13 protein-coding genes are annotated in these 15819 nt (G+C 70.8%); 6 read left to right on the top strand and 7 right to left on the bottom strand.

What is annotated here, in order from left to right; translation table 11 throughout:
- Both ACZ4EG_RS39410 and ACZ4EG_RS39405 read right to left on the bottom strand, forming a co-directional pair.
- Positions 1-357: carboxyl transferase domain-containing protein (locus ACZ4EG_RS39410; RefSeq protein WP_467794056.1), on the bottom strand; the 357-nt coding region annotated here is incomplete at its 3' end.
- Positions 358-511: 154 nt separating this feature from the next.
- On the bottom strand, positions 512-2827 hold the full coding sequence (locus tag ACZ4EG_RS39405) for a polysaccharide lyase 8 family protein (protein WP_467794055.1): 2316 nt from the start codon (positions 2825-2827) through the stop codon (positions 512-514).
- A gap of 172 nt (positions 2828-2999) precedes the next feature.
- Between ACZ4EG_RS39405 and ACZ4EG_RS39400 the strand changes: the two genes are divergently transcribed.
- From ACZ4EG_RS39400 to ACZ4EG_RS39390, 3 genes are all read left to right on the top strand, one after another.
- Complete coding sequence (locus ACZ4EG_RS39400) at positions 3000-3617, top strand: YceI family protein (RefSeq protein ID WP_467794054.1); 618 nt, start codon at positions 3000-3002, stop codon at positions 3615-3617.
- A 168-nt stretch (positions 3618-3785) separates the two neighbouring features.
- Positions 3786-4289, top strand: coding sequence for a hypothetical protein (locus tag ACZ4EG_RS39395; RefSeq protein WP_467794053.1), 504 nt, complete (start codon positions 3786-3788; stop codon positions 4287-4289).
- A gap of 106 nt (positions 4290-4395) precedes the next feature.
- A complete protein-coding gene (locus ACZ4EG_RS39390; protein ID WP_467794052.1) occupies positions 4396-4644 on the top strand; it encodes a DUF397 domain-containing protein in 249 nt (82 codons plus the stop codon).
- An 18-nt stretch (positions 4645-4662) separates the two neighbouring features.
- On the opposite strand, the gene ACZ4EG_RS39385 is transcribed toward ACZ4EG_RS39390, so the two are convergent.
- Complete coding sequence (locus tag ACZ4EG_RS39385) at positions 4663-6015, bottom strand: hypothetical protein (RefSeq protein WP_467794051.1); 1353 nt, start codon at positions 6013-6015, stop codon at positions 4663-4665.
- Between the two features lie 104 nt (positions 6016-6119).
- Positions 6120-9134: a glycoside hydrolase family 3 protein gene (locus ACZ4EG_RS39380; RefSeq protein ID WP_467794050.1), complete on the bottom strand. Its 3015-nt coding sequence runs from the start codon at positions 9132-9134 to the stop codon at positions 6120-6122.
- A 158-nt stretch (positions 9135-9292) separates the two neighbouring features.
- Between ACZ4EG_RS39380 and ACZ4EG_RS39375 the strand changes: the two genes are divergently transcribed.
- The 3 genes from ACZ4EG_RS39375 to ACZ4EG_RS39365 are packed head-to-tail and all read left to right on the top strand — an operon-like array spanning position 9293 to position 12160.
- Positions 9293-11158, top strand: coding sequence for a lectin (locus ACZ4EG_RS39375; protein WP_467794049.1), 1866 nt, complete (start codon positions 9293-9295; stop codon positions 11156-11158).
- A gap of 22 nt (positions 11159-11180) precedes the next feature.
- Positions 11181-11678 carry a hypothetical protein gene (locus tag ACZ4EG_RS39370; RefSeq protein ID WP_467794048.1) on the top strand — a complete coding sequence of 166 codons (498 nt, stop codon included), beginning with the start codon at positions 11181-11183 and terminating at the stop codon, positions 11676-11678.
- Positions 11679-11698: 20 nt separating this feature from the next.
- Positions 11699-12160 carry a hypothetical protein gene (locus ACZ4EG_RS39365; RefSeq protein WP_467794047.1) on the top strand — a complete coding sequence of 154 codons (462 nt, stop codon included), beginning with the start codon at positions 11699-11701 and terminating at the stop codon, positions 12158-12160.
- Positions 12161-12167: 7 nt separating this feature from the next.
- Here ACZ4EG_RS39365 and cimA read toward each other — a convergent pair whose 3' ends face one another.
- The 3 genes from cimA to ACZ4EG_RS39350 all read right to left on the bottom strand — a co-directional run bounded on the left by cimA (position 12168) and on the right by ACZ4EG_RS39350 (position 15817).
- Complete coding sequence (cimA, locus tag ACZ4EG_RS39360) at positions 12168-13772, bottom strand: citramalate synthase (protein WP_467794046.1); 1605 nt, start codon at positions 13770-13772, stop codon at positions 12168-12170.
- 339 nt (positions 13773-14111) lie between these two features.
- Positions 14112-14729: a TetR/AcrR family transcriptional regulator gene (locus ACZ4EG_RS39355; RefSeq protein WP_453561675.1), complete on the bottom strand. Its 618-nt coding sequence runs from the start codon at positions 14727-14729 to the stop codon at positions 14112-14114.
- Between the two features lie 17 nt (positions 14730-14746).
- Positions 14747-15817 (bottom strand): agmatine deiminase family protein, encoded by a 1071-nt coding sequence (locus tag ACZ4EG_RS39350; protein WP_467794045.1) that lies wholly within the window; start codon positions 15815-15817, stop codon positions 14747-14749.
- Between the last annotated feature and the right edge of the window lie 2 nt (positions 15818-15819).

Below are 15819 nucleotides of genomic sequence, written 5' to 3'. Positions count from 1 at the left end.
CTCGCCCAGCGCACCACCGAAGATCCGGAAGTCATGCGCGTACACAAAGACCGTACGGCCCTCCACCGTCCCCCAGCCGGTGATCACACCGTCCGAGTACGGCTTCTTCGCCTCGAGCCCGAAACCCGACGCCCGGTGCCGCCGCAACTGCTCGACCTCCTGGAAGGAACCCGGGTCCAGGAGCAGCTCGATCCGCTCCCGCGCCGTCAGCTTGCCCTTGGCGTGCTGCGCCTCGGTCGCCTTCTCGCTGGGGCCCGCCAGCGCCTGCGCACGAATCTCGTGCAGCTCGGCGACCCGCCCGCGCGCGTCCGTCGGCTCGCCGGTCGGCTCGCCCGTCTTCTCTTCCACAACGGTCATGTAGCGACCTTACGAAGGACAGCAAGGAAAGCGAGCCGTCGACTCCGTACAGTCTCCGGCCCGTTTTCCTGGTACCCCTGAACAGAACCTCGACGGCATGCAGGCCTTCCGACTGCTCAGAGGGCGTCGGCGTTGTAGAGGTGCCACAAAGCCGTCACCGGAGAGCCACCTCACATTCTTGTGTGGCACATGCCATCCCCGGAGTGACGCGGAGCCTCAAACGGCGGCCTGCCGACAGTACCTCGACCGTGTCGTCCGCCCGGACCACCGAGCGCACGGGACGGTCCCAGACGATCTCCAGCGGCGCGCCCGTGCGCGGCGGCTCGCTGACACAGAGGGTAGCCGTACGGCCGTGCCGCCGGACCATGACACTCGCTCCTCCGGATGCCCCCAGGGGCCCTGCCGTACCGGCCTGCCAGAAGTTGGCCGCCGTCAGACCGAGGGACGGGACCGCGACCGCCTGCGCACGGACGTCGTTGGCGAGGACGGACAGCCAGTGGCGGTCGGCCGCGCGGGCGGCGACGGCGTGGCGGGAGGCGCCGGGGAGGAGGAGGTAGACGTAGCCGGCGTCGGTGGGGTGGGTTCCGTGGTCGAGCCACAGCGTCTGCCAGCGCCGGGTGCGCCGCTCCGCCGTGCTCGTGGTGTTGATGTCCGACCAGGCACCGGTGCGGTCCTCGCGCAGGGCCCGCAGATCACCGCCGTACGGCAGGATCCAGCCGCCGTGCCCCTCCAGGTGGGCCCAGGACCGGCCGCGTACGAAGGCCTGGGTGCCGCCCTCCCCCAGGTTGCGGTTGTCCACGACCGTCTCGACGGTCACCCCGTCGGCGCAGGTGATCTTGGCGCCGAGGCAGATCACGGCGTCCGCGACGCAGAACCACGACTTGCGGGCCTCCAGCGTGGAGCCGAGGCCCTTCAGATGCTGCCCGACCGCCGCGTACTCCCCGTCCGTGGTGCCGCCGACCCACCGCACGTCGGGCTTGGGCGCACCCCACTCGCCGCCGGCCCGGTCGGCGAGGCGTCGGGTGGAGACGGTGGTGCCCGGCAGCCGGTACCAGTCCACCGTGGGCCAGAACCAGTCCGTGTACTGGTCGCTCGGGCCCTCGGCCCACCACTGGAGCATCCCGGCGCCGGTGTGCCAGCCCCGCGGGTTCTCGCCGTTGCCGCACTCGTAGTGGGCGATCCGGTCGCTGCTCATGGAGAGGGCGGCGACGAATCCGGGGCGGCGGTGCACGGCGCGGTCCATTGATGCGAAGAGGTGATGGCCGACGGGCTCGGGGGCGGCCGGTACGGGTGAGCCGGCGACGGCGTGCAGCCGGGCGAGGTCGGCGACAGGGAACTGACGACTGGTCAGGATCGGTGTGACGTCGTCCCGTTGGATCCATCCCTTGATCCGGCCGTACCAGCGCTCCCGCTCCTCCTCGTCGACGCCGCCCGCGAGCAGCGTGAAGGCCGCGACGAGCGCCTGACCGTGGAAGTGGTCGCTGCGCATGACGTGCAGATCGTCGTCGGCCAGGTAACCGCGGCTGATGGCACGGCCGTTGACGCCGTCCATCACCAACCCGTCGTGGATGAGCGGCGCGTAGGCCCGCTCGACGCTGTCCAGGACGTTCCGTCGGCCGGGGTCGGTGACCTCCCACGCGGAGCCGGTGAGAAGCGCGAAGAGCCGGCCGAGTCCGTCGAGCAAGACCTGTCCGTACGTGCCGGAGTAGGCGACCCAGGTGTGCTGGACGAACGAGCCGTCGGCGTACAGCCCGTCCCCCTTCGTCACGTACGGGAAGACGGGCGACAGGGCGTCCCGGGCGAGCGCGATGCGGTCGCCGGCCCGGCCGAGGACGCCGCGCAGGGCGACGGAGCGGCACAGGTCGACGCGGTTGGCGCCGGTGGAGGTGCCGGAGTAGTCCGTGAGCGCGCTGTCCGGGATGAAGTGGTCGACGGCCGCGCAGGCCGCGGTGGTGCGGGCGTCGCCGAGGTGGTCGTACAGGGCGGCCGTGATGTCCATGAGCAGGCGGGGGCTGCCGATCTGCCATTCCCACCAGTTGCCGTAGCGGGTGGTGGCGGGGTTGTAGACCGTGGCGGAGAGGTGGTCGAGGCCGCGGAGGACGTCCGTGAGGAGGCCCTCGTCGCCCGTCGAGCCGGTGCCGGCCTGGGCGTAGGCCTGGGTCATCGTCCACAGGCGGCTGTAGCTCCTGGTGATGCCGGCGGGCGGGTCGAAGGGGTGTCCCGGCCACAGGGAGGTGGCCGTCGGGGTCATGGTGGCGCGTAAGGCACGGGCCAGTTCGCCGGTCTGGGCCAGACGGGAGGCGTAGGGCTCCGCGGCGGGGTCGTAGCCGGCACCGAGGGCGATGTCGAGCCAGCGGTGGCGGAGGACCGCGTAGGGGTCGGCGCCGGTGGCGCGGGCGGTCGGGGTGCCCGGAGCCAGGGCACTCGCGAGCAGGGCGGCGGTGAGGAAGGCGCGGCGCGTGGAGGTCATGCCCTTGGCGTCTACCACCACACCCTTCACCCGGTCACCACGTGACGCACCGTATTGGCGGAAACACGCCGTTGGACTATGTTGAACATTGAACGGAATACGTCTACGGTCGTCCGTGTTGACCTCATTGAACATTCAACATCAAGACCTCCGTCCCCAAAGGAGCAACGTCATGGGCATCTTCGGCCGCAAGAACACCTCCGAGTCCGCCGCCGCCCCCGCCGCCGCGCCGGCCGCCGTGAACCCGGACCTGGCCGCGCTCACCGGCGAGTACACGATCGACCCGGCCCACACCACGATCGGCTTCGTGGCCCGTCACGCCATGGTCACCAACGTCAAGGGCGGCTTCCTCGATTTCTCGGGCTCGCTGCACCTGGACGGTTCCGACCCGGCAAAGTCCACCGCGTCCCTCGACGTCAAGATGGACAGCATCGACACGGGCAACGCCGACCGGGACGGCCACCTGAAGTCGTCGGACTTCTTCAAGACGGACGAGTTCCCGACGATGACCTTCCGCTCCACCAAGGCGGAGGCCCTGGGCGGCGACGACTACCGCATCACCGGCGACCTCTCGATCCTCGGTGTCACCAAGCCGCTCTCCATCGACCTGGAGTTCAACGGCTCCGCGAAGGACCCCTTCGGCAACGAGCGCGTCGGCTTCGAGGGCAGGACGGAGATCCTGCGCTCGGAGTGGGGCCTCACCTGGAACGCCGCGCTGGAGACCGGTGGCGTCCTCGTCTCCGACAAGATCAAGCTGAACTTCGACATCTCGGCGATCAAGAACGTGTGAGCCTCCGGCGTCGGGCGGCCTGAAACGGCGGCCCCCGACCACTCACACCCGTGAGCGCGCCCGCCCTTCACTCCCCCGTGTCGAGTCGAAGGGCGGGCGCTCGCCTGCCCGGGCAACCGCACGGCCGCCGGTGCCGTCTCCCATGCCGACACCGACGGGGAGGCACCCATGGCCATGGTCGGCCTGTTCTGGATCACGGAGGACTGCGTGTACGTGGGGACGGAGCCGGTGGGCACGGCGTCCGCCGTACGTCTGACGGAACACGGCGTCGAGGCCCTGGGTGTCGATCACGGCAGGTCCTGGAGCTGGAGCGAGGTACGGCGGATCGAGGTCCGTGACGTGGCCGTGCGGTCGGCCGCGCGGCGCTTCGCCTCCGTCGCCTTCGACTCGCTGGTCGTCTTGGTGACCGGCGACGGCGTCCTCCCGCCCGCCTACACCGTGCGTGTGGAGACCGTGGCGGACGACACCGTCGACGTGAGCGTGTTCTCCGCCGTCACGGGCGGGATCTACACCCCGGAGGAGTACGACCTCTCCCGCACCCTCCTGGAACGCCTCACCAACAGCCGCACACCCCTCACCGACCTGCTCGCCTGGCGCTGCGACCACCCCGCCGAGAGCACCCCGCCCCGAGAGGAGCGCGAGGCGCTGCTGCGGAAGTGGACCGGCGACTAGGGCTCGCGCACCTCGAACTCGCACCACACGAACTTGGAATGCTGCGGTCACAGGCCCTCTCACCCGACGAGAGCGTGCGCCTCTTGAACGGACTGCTAGGAGACCGATGAGCACCGCACTTCAGTGGTTCAAGTCCAGCCACGGCAGCAGCGAGGGCGGCAACTGCCTCGAAGTCACTTACACATGGCGCAAGTCCAGCTACAGCGGCAGCGAAGGCGGCGACTGCGTCGAGGTCGCCACCACGTCGGCCACCGTCCGCATCCGCGACTCCAAGACCCCCGACAGCCCCTTCCTCACCGTCTCCCCCTCCACCTGGGGTGAGTTCCTCGGCCGCGTCAAACGTCACGTGTCCTGAGCCGGTGAGGGCAACGGCTCACATACCCCCGCCGAAGTCCCCGCCCCCGCCGAAGTCCCCGCCCCCGCCGTCCCCGAACCCGCCCCCGAAGTCACCGGGGTCGAAGTCCGCGCCGGAGAGGTCGCCGCCCTCGTAGCCGCCGCCGAAGTCGCCGTAGCCGGTGCCGTAGTCGGCCGCGTAGGACGGGGTGGCCATCGCGCTGCCGAGCAGGGTGCCGACGAGCAGTCCCGGCAGGATGCCGCCGCCGAAGTAGCCGCCCGCCCAGGGGCCGTAGGCCGGGCCCGCGTCCCAGTAGGGGCGGCGGCCGTAGTCGGTGTCGACCTCGCGGACGACCGGGTCGCGGCCGTCGGCCAGCCGCGTCCGATCCGCCGCGCAGACCGGCACCTCGCGGGACGAGCCTCCGGGAGGTGTCCAGATCGCGTCGGCGACCGAGGGGCCGTGGCGCGGGTCGAAGAAGCAGGGCGGACGGCGCTCGGGCAGCGGGCGGCCCTCGCGGCGGGCGGCGAGCTGGGCGAGGGAGAAGCGGCCGTCCTCCAGGGCCTGGGTGACGGCCCGGACGTCCTCCGGTCTGCGGGCCTCCGCCATGGACTGCTTCGCCTGTTCGTAGGCGTCCAGCGCGCGCTCGTAGTCCGCGCGCATCGCGTCGTCGGCGCCCGCCTCCGCCGGGTGGAAGTCCAGCCGGTCCAGCTCCTCGCCGAAGGCGGTGATGTCCTCGTCGACCACCACCCGCAGCCGCTCCAGGGCGGCCCGCTGTTCCTCGTCATGGCGCCGGCGGCCGCGCCGGACCAGCGCGTACGCGCCCGCGCCGGCCACCACCACCACGGCACCGGCCGTGATCAGCGCCGTGCCGGAGACGCCCTGGCCGCTTCGGGAGGAGCCCCAGGAGGCGGGGGCCCGGCCGCCCATGTTGGCCAGGGCCCGGTTCGTGAAGTCGGTCAGCTGGGTCCTGGCGGGCTCGCCCTGGACGCTGGTGACCAGGTTCCGCACGGCCGTTCGCGGCAGGACCGCGGAGTCGGCGCGGGCGTCGAAGCCGGTGCCGAGGCGGACGGCGTAGAGGCCGGTGATGCCGGTGGCGGTGCGCAGGTCGGTGAAGAGGTTCCGGGTGGGGTAGCCGGCCGGCAGGACCGCGATGAAGAGCGGCTTGTCGGCGCCCCTGATCTGCCTGTCGAGCGCCTGCGCGGACGCCGCCGACAGCTGTCCGGAGGCCGCCGGGTCGACGTACACGGGGTTCTTGCGGAGGGCTTCGGCGATCGTCGAGACACTGGTGACACCGGTGGCCGCCGAGGCACCCGGCGCGAGCACGGTGAGAAGGGCAAGCGCCAGGGCCAGCAGCAGCCCGGCCGGGCCTCGGGTCCGTACGACGGCCTTCATGTCTCGAAGCTACCCGAACCCACAGAAATTGGTCAGATATCCCGGGAATGGTCATATATGCAGCTGGGAGGCGCCCACCGTCGGATGCGCCTCCCAGCTGCCGCTCAGGCCGCCCGATAGGCCGCCGTCAGCTCCCGCACCGCCTCTCCGTACCGTCCGGTCAGCAGCAGATGGTCCGCGTGGGCGAAGGGCGTCGCCACCGCCGCGGTGATCCGCTGCCCGATCTTGTTCTGCACGATCAGCCGCGCCTTGGCGACCAGCACGCGCCCTGTGCCGTCCGCGCCCTTCTTCTCGGCCACTGTGGCCGCGGCCCCGAGCGCCCGCAGCGCCTTCGCGCCGCCCTGCGGAACCTCGGTCAGGGTCGTGAGCCCCCAGCCGTAGGGGAACTGCGGGTCGTAAGACGAGTCGCCGACGTTGATCGGCAGCTGGGCCTCGGTCCTGGGCCAGGTCACCGGGAGCTGCCCGGTGAAGGGCCGCCTGCCGTACAGCACGTCGGCCACGCCGTCGCCCTCCGTGCCCGGCAGCCAGGAGGCGACCAGCGCGTCGATCTCGCCGAGCCGGTCGCCGATCAGCTGCGGCCGCCCGGAGACGATCAGCACGGCGCACTTCATGGCCGCGCACACCTTGTCCACGGCGGCCCGGTCGGCGGCGGACAGCTGCAGGTCGTGTCCGTTGCCGACGTCTCCGACGCCCTCGGCGTACGGGGTCTCGCCGACGACGACCACGCCGACGTCGTAGCCGGAGGTGGGCGCCGAGGCGTCCTTGGAGTAGGTGACGGACCCGCCGGCGTTGCGCAGGCCTTGCAGGACGGTCGTGCCCTTGGTGATGTTCCCGGAGGAGCCCTGCCAGGTGAGCGTCCAGCCGCCGGTCTGGTTGCCGATGTCGTCGGCGTTGGACCCGGCGACATAGACCTTCTGCGACTTCTTCAGGGGCAGTACGCCGCCGTCGTTCTTCAGCAGCACCTGGGACTCGGCGGCGGCCCGGCGGGCGACCGCCCGGTGCTCCGGCGAGCCGATCCGCGCGGCGCCGGTGGTGTCGGCGTACGGGTGCTCGAAGAGACCGAGGCGGAACTTCTGGGTGAGGATGCGGGAGACCGCGTCGTCCATGCGCTTCTCGCTGATCCGGCCGGCCCGCACCTCGTCGACGAGCTTCGCGCTGAAGTCCTTGTAGGAGTACGGCACCATCATCATGTCGACGCCCGCGTTCACCGCCGTGCGGACGTGCGACCCGTAGTCGCCGGGGAGCTGGTCGATGGCGTTCCAGTCGCTGATGACGAAGCCGTCGAAGCCCATCCGGCCCTTGAGCACACCGTTGATCATGTCGGCGCGGGCGTGCATCTTCACCGGTCCCTGCCCGTCGCCGAGGATGTCGAGCGAGGAGTACGAGGGCATGACCGTGCCGACGCCCCGGTCGACGGCGGTCTCGTACGGCGCCAGGTGGACGGCCTCCAGCTGCTGCCGGGTGACCTTGGTGACGCCCTGGTCGATCGTGTACGACCCCGTGGTCGACGAGCCGAACTCGGTGCCGCCGTCGCCGACGAAGTGCTTGGCGGTGGCGACAACCTTGTCGTTGCGGCTCAGATCCTTGCCGTTCGCGCGTCCTTGGAGACCCTGGATGATCGTCTCCATGGACTCGACGAGTGCCGGGTCCTCGCCGAAGGACTCGTACGAGCGGCCCCAGCGTTCGTCACGGGTGACGCAGAGGCAGGGCGCGAAGTCCCAGGGGATGCCGGTGGCGCGCACCTCGGCCGCCGTCACCGAGCCCGCCTGCTGGGCGAGCCGGGGATCCCGCGTCGCGCCGATGCCGATGTTGTGCGGCATGATCGTGGCGCCGGCCAGGTTGTTGTGGCCGTGGACCGCGTCGACGCCGTAGATCAGCGGGATCTGGAAGCGGGTCGCCTGTGTCCTCAGCTGGAAGGCGTCGATCATCTTCGCCCAGGCCTCGGGGGTGTTGGGCGTGGGGGTGGAGCCGCCGCCGGAGAGCAGGGAGCCGAGGTCGTATGTGGCGATGTCACCGCCGTTCGCCACGGCACCGCGCTCGGCCTGGGTCATCTGGCCGGCCTTCTCCGCCAGGGACATGCGGGAGAGAAGATCGGCGACGCGCTTCTTCACCGGCAACTTGGCGTTCAGATACGGCAGTCCGTGCGCGTCGACGACGATCTGCGGGGTCTCGGCCGGGGGTTTGGCGCCGGTCACCGTGAGCTTGAGGGGGATCGCCTCGGCGGACTCGGCCGCCTTGTCCCTGAGGGTGGGGACCCGGATGGTCCGCGCGGCGCCGGAGACCGTGCCCGCCGGGAACGCGAGCGTGCCGGAAACCGGGGTGTAGTCCTTGCCGGGGTCGGCGCTCCCGGTGGCAGCCGTCTCGTACGCGACCGTCACCGGCTCGTCGAGAGGGGCGGAGCCGGTGGTGGCGAGGGTGACCTCGACGGTGGCCGTGTCGCCCTCGCGGACCGGGTAGACGGCGGAGTCGGTGGTGACGGAGGCGCGCAGGGACTGGTCGGCCTTGCCGTACAACTCGACGTCGTCCATGGCGAATTGCCCGTGCACGCCGACGGGGAGCGTGAGGGCGTACCCCCACATCTGCGTGAGGCCGAGGACGTGGTCGATGCCGCCGACGGGCTGGTAGTCCGTGCGGTAGACGAAGTCGGTGAAGGGGATCTCGATCTGTTTCCAGCCGCTGAAGTCGTCGGTGAAGGAGGTGGTCCAGAGTTCGGAGGCCTCGCCGCCCGCGCCGCCGTCCTTGATCTCGAAGGCGATCTTCTTCCCGTTGTCCTGGCCGTCCCACCAGAAGCGGATGCCCTTGTGGGCGGACCAGTCGTGGGCCGGCTGGTTCGCGGCGAAGTCGTGGGTGAAGCCGCCGTAGCCGCTGATGTCGTACGTACCGGAGAGGACCTTGGCGCCCCCTGGGGCGTCGGTGCGGTCGGCGAGGGTGAGGGCGGGCGGGTCGTCGCTGTCGCCGCCCCAGGTGAAGATGCCCTCGGCGGGCTGGGAGGCGAAGGGGACCTCGCCCTCGAAGCGGTCGACGGGGACGGGCGGGGGTTCGTCGGCAGCGTGGGCCGACGCGAGCGGCAGCAGCGCGGTCAGCAGACCGGCTGAGGCGAGCAGGGCGGTTCTTCGCATGGACCTTCCCTCGGCTCTCGTGGTTCACTCATGACTTAGCTCACGTCATGAGTTAACTAGCGCCCCGGAAACCCGTCAAGACGTCACGTCAGCACGGATTCGGGTCCAAATCCCCTCTGCGACAGGTTTGTTGTCCCCCACGAGAAGGGCTGCGCAGCATGAGAAGAACCCCACCCGCGGTCCGGCTGCTCCTGGCCGGACTGCTCACCGCGGCGGGCTTCACCGCGGCCGTACCCCCAGCGCACGCGGCCGGCGAGCAGGTCACCGCCTGGCTGACCACCACCGACGACGACGCCGGACGCCATGTGGTCCGCGGGCTCCAGGCGCAGACGCCGTTCGCCTTCCAGTCCGGTGCCGGGGGCGGCGGCGAGAACATCACCGTCGACGAGAACACCCGCTACCAGACCTTCACCGGGGGCGGCGCGTCCTTCACGGACACCGCGGCCTGGCTGATGAACGGCAGCGGGGCGCTGTCGCAGGCGACCCGGGACGCGACCATGCGGAAGCTGTTCTCGCCGGCGGACGGGATCGGGCTGTCGTTCCTGCGCAATCCGATGGGCGCCTCGGACCTGGCGCGGTACGGGTACACGTACGACGACGTGCCGGCCGGGCAGAGCGACCCGTCCCTGGCGAAGTTCTCGATCGCGCACGACCTCGCGGACGTCGCCCCGCTGACGAAGCAGGCGCTCCAGCTGAACCCGTCCCTGACGGTGATGGCCTCACCCTGGACGGCGCCGGCCTGGATGAAGGACAGCGGCTCGCTCAACGGGGGCTGGCTGAAGGCGGAGGACTACGGGGCGTACGCCTCCTACTTCGTGAAGTACCTCCAGGCGTACCGGGACCAGGGCGTCGACGTCTCGTACGTCACCGCGCAGAACGAGCCGACCTGCTGTTCGGGCTACCCGTCGATGAGCTGGAACGCGAGCGGTCTGGCGTACTTCATGAAGAGCGAGCTGCTGCCGAAGCTCCAGTCGGCGGGGCTGAAGACCAAGGTGCTGGCGCACGACTGGAACTGGGACGTCTACGACTCCTACGCCGCCCAGTCGGTCGACGACCCGACGATCCGCGACCACCCGAACTTCGGCGGGATCGCCTGGCACGGCTACGGCGGTGACGTCGGCAAGCAGACGTCCGTCCACAACCAGTACCCCTCGCTGGACGCCTTCGGCACCGAGCACTCCGGCGGCACCTGGATCGCCAACCAGCAGCGCGAGGACATGCTCAACATCGTGGACTACACCCGGAACTGGGCGAAGTCGGTGACGAAGTGGTCGCTGGCCGTGGACCAGAACAAGGGCCCGCACAACGGGGGTTGCGGCACCTGCACCGGCCTGATCACCGTGCACAACGGGGACGGGCAGAGCGGGACGGTCGACTACACGGTCGAGTACTACACGATGGGGCACCTGACGAAGTTCGTACGGCCGGGCGCCCAGCGGATCGCGTCCACGGCGTCGTCGTCCGTGCCGAACGTGGCCTGGCGCAACCCGGACGGCTCGAAGGCGCTGATCGCCTACAACGACGCGTCCGCCGCGAAGACGGTCACGATCAACTGGGGTTCGCAGCACGCGACTTACTCGCTGCCCGGCAAGACGTCGGCCACCTTCACCTGGTCGGGCACGCAGTCGGGCGGGGGCGACCGGTCGGGAGCGTTCGTCGGGCTCGCCGGCAAGTGCCTGGACGTGGCGGGCGCGTCGAGCGCCAACGGTACGGCGGTGCAGCTCTACGACTGCAACGGCACCACGGCACAGCAGTGGACCGTGGCGGCCGACGGTACGGTCAGGGCACTCGGCAAGTGCCTTGACGTGACGTCGGGTTCGACCGCCGACGGGGCGAAGGTGCAGTTGTACGACTGCAACGGGACCGGTGCACAACGGTGGTCGTACAACTCCTCCACCGGTGATGTCGTGAATACCGCGGCGAACAAGTGCCTCGACGTGACGGACAACTCGTCGGCGAACGGGGCACGGGCACAGATCTGGTCGTGCACCGGCGCCGCCAACCAGAAGTGGCGGTTGCAGTAGCTCGGTCGGGGAGGGCGGGGGCATGAGACGTGCGGGAGCGTCGGTGGTCGGCGCGGTGGCGGGGGGCCTGCTGCTGGGTGGGTGCAGTCCTGCGGAGCTGCCGCTCGCCGCTGTGGCACTGGACGCGGACGGGGAGCCGGTGGTGATCGTCCAGCCGTGCGGCGACGATCGCATCGGTCCGGCGAGTCTGGGCAGCACACCGATGCGGGGCAAGGACCCGGCCGGGGATCCGGGCACCTCCTGGCGGCAGACGTCCGGTACCCGCATCGGCTCGACCACGTTCCGCCTGTTCTCCCCGCCCCGTTCCTTCGAGGCGGAGAAGTCCGGCGTCCAGAAAATGCTGCCCGGCCGCCGGTACTTCGTGTACATCTTCGGCGGCCGCGGAGGCTTCGACGACTACAACGTCAGTGTCTCCTTCTCCCCCGATGACCTGGCCCGGCTGAAGCCCGGCCAGGTCTGGGCCGACGGCCGGGCCATGAGCCGGGACGACTTCGACGACCGAGTGGGTGACAAGTGCTGAGGCGGCGGACCGGCGCAGCGGTGGGTGTCGCCGGGGCGCTGCTGCTCAGCGGATGTGCCGCCGTCGATCTGCCGCTCGCGGGGGTTCGGATGGGGGCGAACGGGGTGCCGTACGCGCTGATCCGGCCCTGCGGGAGCGACAGCTACCGGACGCCGTCGCTCGACGGGTGGGCGAAGGGGGCCGAGGACGGGCCCGCCACCACCGGGTGGGACGTGCGGAAGGAGAAGCTGAGCGGCGACGCCCGGTTCCCGTTGTTCTCGCCGCCTCACGCCTGGCGGGCCCGGCACCGGGGGGCGCAGCGGCTGCTGCCGGAGCACCGGTACTCGCTGGCCTTCGGCCACTACGTCACCGGCGACTCCTACAACGGGGTCGTCGAGTTCACCACCGCGGAGATCGCCCGGCTGAAGCCCGGCCAGGTCTGGGCCGACGGCCGGGTGATGAGCCCCGGCGAGTTCGAGAAGCTCGCCGAGGACTCCTGCTGAGCGCCGGTTACTGGGCGGGCTCCACACCGGCCCGCAGCAGGCCGTAGGTGTAGGCGTCCTCCAGGGCCTGCCAGGAGGCGGCGATGACGTTCTCCGCGACGCCCACCGTGGACCACTCGCCCGTGCCGTCGGAGGTGGAGATCAGCACCCGGGTGGTGGACTGGGTGCCGTGCACGCCCTCCAGGATGCGGACCTTGTAGTCGACGAGGTCGAGCTTGGCCAGCTGGGGGTAGATCTTCTCCAGGGCGACGCGCAGGGCCCGGTCCAGGGCGTTGACCGGGCCGTTGCCCTCCGCCGTGGCGACGATGCGCTCGCTCTTGGCCCACAGCTTGACCGTGGCCTCGTTGGCGTGGGTGCCGTCGGGGCGGTCCTCGACGATGGCGCGCCAGGACTCGACCTCGAAGTACTTGAAGGGCTTGCCCTCGACCTCCTCGCGCAGCAACAGCTCGAAGCTCGCGTCCGCCGCCTCGTACGTGTAGCCCTGGAGCTCGCGCTCCTTCACGCGCTCGACCACCCGGCCGACCAGTTCGCGGTCGCCGCCCAGGTCGACGCCGAGCTCCTTGCCCTTGAGCTCGACCGAGGCGCGGCCCGCCATGTCGGAGACCAGCATCCGCATGGTGTTGCCGACCTGCTCGGGGTCGATGTGCTGGTACAGGTCCGGGTCGACCTTGATCGCGGAGGCGTGCAGGCCCGCCTTGTGGGCGAAGGCGGAGACGCCCACGTACGGCTGATGGGTGGAGGGAGTGAGGTTGACGACCTCGGCGATGGCGTGCGAGATGCGCGTCATCTCACGGAGCCGGCCCTCCGGCAGGACCTTCTTGCCGTACTTCAGCTCCAGCGCCGCCACGACCGGGAAGAGGTTGGCGTTGCCGACGCGCTCGCCGTAGCCGTTCGCCGTGCACTGCACATGGGTCGCGCCCGCGTCCACCGCCGCGAGGGTGTTGGCCACCGCGCAGCCGGTGTCGTCCTGGGCGTGGATGCCGAGCCGGGCGCCGGTGTCCGCGAGGACCGTCGAGACCACGGCCTGGACCTGGGCCGGGAGCATGCCGCCGTTGGTGTCGCAGAGGACGACCACGTCCGCGCCGGCCTCCGAGGCCGCCCGGACGACCGCCTTCGCGTACTCCGGGTTCGCCCGGTAGCCGTCGAAGAAGTGCTCACAGTCGACGAAGACACGGCGGCCCTGCTCGCGCAGGTGGGACACGGTGTCCCGGACCATCTCCAGGTTCTCGTCGAGCGTGGTGCGCAGCGCCAGCTCCACATGCCGGTCGTGCGACTTGGCGACCAGGGTGATCACCGGGGCGCCGGACTCCAGCAGCGCCTTGATCTGCGGGTCGTCCGCAGCCTTCGCGCCCGCCCGGCGGGTGGCGCCGAAGGCGACCAGTTGGGCGTTCTTGAAGTCGATCTCCTGCTGGGCGCGGGCGAAGAACTCGGTGTCCCGCGGGTTGGCCCCGGGCCAGCCGCCCTCGATGAAGCCCACGCCGAAGTCGTCCAGGTGCCGTGCGATGGCGAGCTTGTCCGCGACGGTGAGGTTGATGCCCTCGCGCTGCGCGCCGTCGCGCAGCGTGGTGTCGAAGACGTGGAACGAATCGTCGAGCTCGCTGGTTGCGGTCATGGTCTCAAGGCTCCTGTGTTGAATCTCGGTCTTACCGGAATGACCGGCTCCACCGCCCCTCCATACTCCCTCGCGCTCCGCTCCCGGCTGAAGGTGGGCCAGGAAAACGAAAAAACCCCTCGCGGGTGCGAGAGGTCTGCGCGCGGGTCTAGGACGACGGTGGCCACCCGTACCTGGTCGTACGTGGTGGTCACTGCGGACCGGCGCGCCTGCTGCCAATAATCATGGCGAACGTGAGCACGGGGGCAGTCTGGCACAGCCCCGGCCCCGGCTCACGGGTTGTCTCAGGATGCGGTACGTACGAAGCGTCCCGCTCGTCTCTCATGTCCCGTTCGGGCGTCAGGCACCGGGGGTGAGCAGGGCATCCGCGATGAACTCGCGCACATGGGTCATGACCTGCTCCCGGTCCGTGCCGCGCAGCCCGACCGCGACATGGATGGAGAAGCCGTCGAGCAGGGCGCGAAGCCGGGCGGCGAAGCGGTCGGCGTCGACGGGGCGGAACTCGCCGCGCGAGATGCCCTCCGCGATCAGGGCGACCAGGTCGCGGTGCCAGGCGCCCTCGATGGCGGCCTGGCGGTCGCGGGCGGCAGCGTCGGCGGCAGCGCTCTGCGAGCGGTTCCAGACCTCCAGCCACAGGGTCCAGTGCGGGTCGCGGTGGCCGTCGGGGACGTACAGGTCCACATAGGCGTCCAGGCGCTCGCGGGCCGGGGCTCCGCGCATGAGCAGCCGGCCGCGCTCGGCGCCCAGTCTGCCCTCGCTCCACTCCAGGGTCTGGAGCAGGAGTTCGTCCTTGGAGCGGAAGTAGTACAGGAGATGGCCGCTGCTCATGCCGACCGCACGCCCCAGCGCCGCCATGGTGAGCTTCTCCAGACCGCGCTCGGCGATCATGTCCATGGCGGCGGCGAGGACCTCCTCGCGCGGCGGCGCGTTCTTGCGCGCACGGGCCGCACCGGCCATCTGCTGCTCCTGTGCTGTCAGACCTTGGGCTGCTGCTGGGTGATGCAGTGGATGCCACCGCCACCGGAGAAGATCGTACGGGCGTCCACGAGTGTCACCGTCCGCTCCGGGAAGAGACGGCGGAAGATGCCGGCGGCCCGCTCGTCGCGCGGGTCGTCGAAGGCGCAGAGCACGACGCCGCCGTTGCAGAGGTAGTGGTTGATGTAGGAGTAGTCGGCCCAGTGGCCGTCGGCCTCCAGGACGGTCGGGGCGGCCACCTCGACGACCTCCAGCCGGCGGCCGCGCGCGTCCGTCTGGGCGCGCAGGACGCCGATGGCCTCCTTGGTCACCTCGTGGTCGGGGTGCGCCGGGTCCGGCTGGTGGTGGGCGACCACGACGCCCGGGCCGGCGAACGCGGCGACGATGTCGACATGGCCGAGGGTGCCGAAGCCGCTGGGGGTCCCCCCACGCCGTTCAGGCAGTGGGGGAGGATAGTCGCCGGTGAGACCGCGGGGCAGCCAGATCGCCTTGCGGGTGCCGAGGTGGGCGTGGATCTCGGCCTCGACCTCCGCGCGCGACCAGCCCGGGTTGCGCTCGGGGCCGAGCTGGACCGTCTCCGTCAGCAGCACCGTCCCCTCGCCGTCGACATGGATCGCGCCGCCCTCGTTGACCAGCCGCGAGGCGTACGTCCGCGCCCCCGCGAGGTCGGAGACGAACGAGGCGATCTTCGCGTCGTGCTCCCAGCGAGCCCAGCTCTGGGCGCCCCAGCCGTTGAACGTCCAGTCCACGGCGGCGAGTTCACCGCTGCCGTTGGTCAGGAAGGTGGGGCCGATGTCGCGCATCCAGGCGTCGTCGAGGTCGCGCTCCACGGTGTCGACGTCCGGGCCGAGCAGAGTGCGGGCATCGGCGGACTGTCCGGGGCCGCACACTACCGTCACCGGTTCGAAGCGGCGGACGGTGCGGGCGACCGACGCCCAGGCGGAGCGGGAGGCGGCGAGGTCGTCCGGGTCGTCGAAGGTGGGGTTGGGGCCCGGCCACGCCATCCAGGTGCGCTCGTGCGGGGTCCACTCGGCCGGCATGCGGAAGCCGTCGGCTGCGGGGGTGGTCATGG

This window comes from Streptomyces sp. NPDC025638, assembly GCF_055558775.1.
Note: the sequence above shows the minus strand (reverse complement) of the source record. Positions and strands in the feature narration are given on the sequence as shown.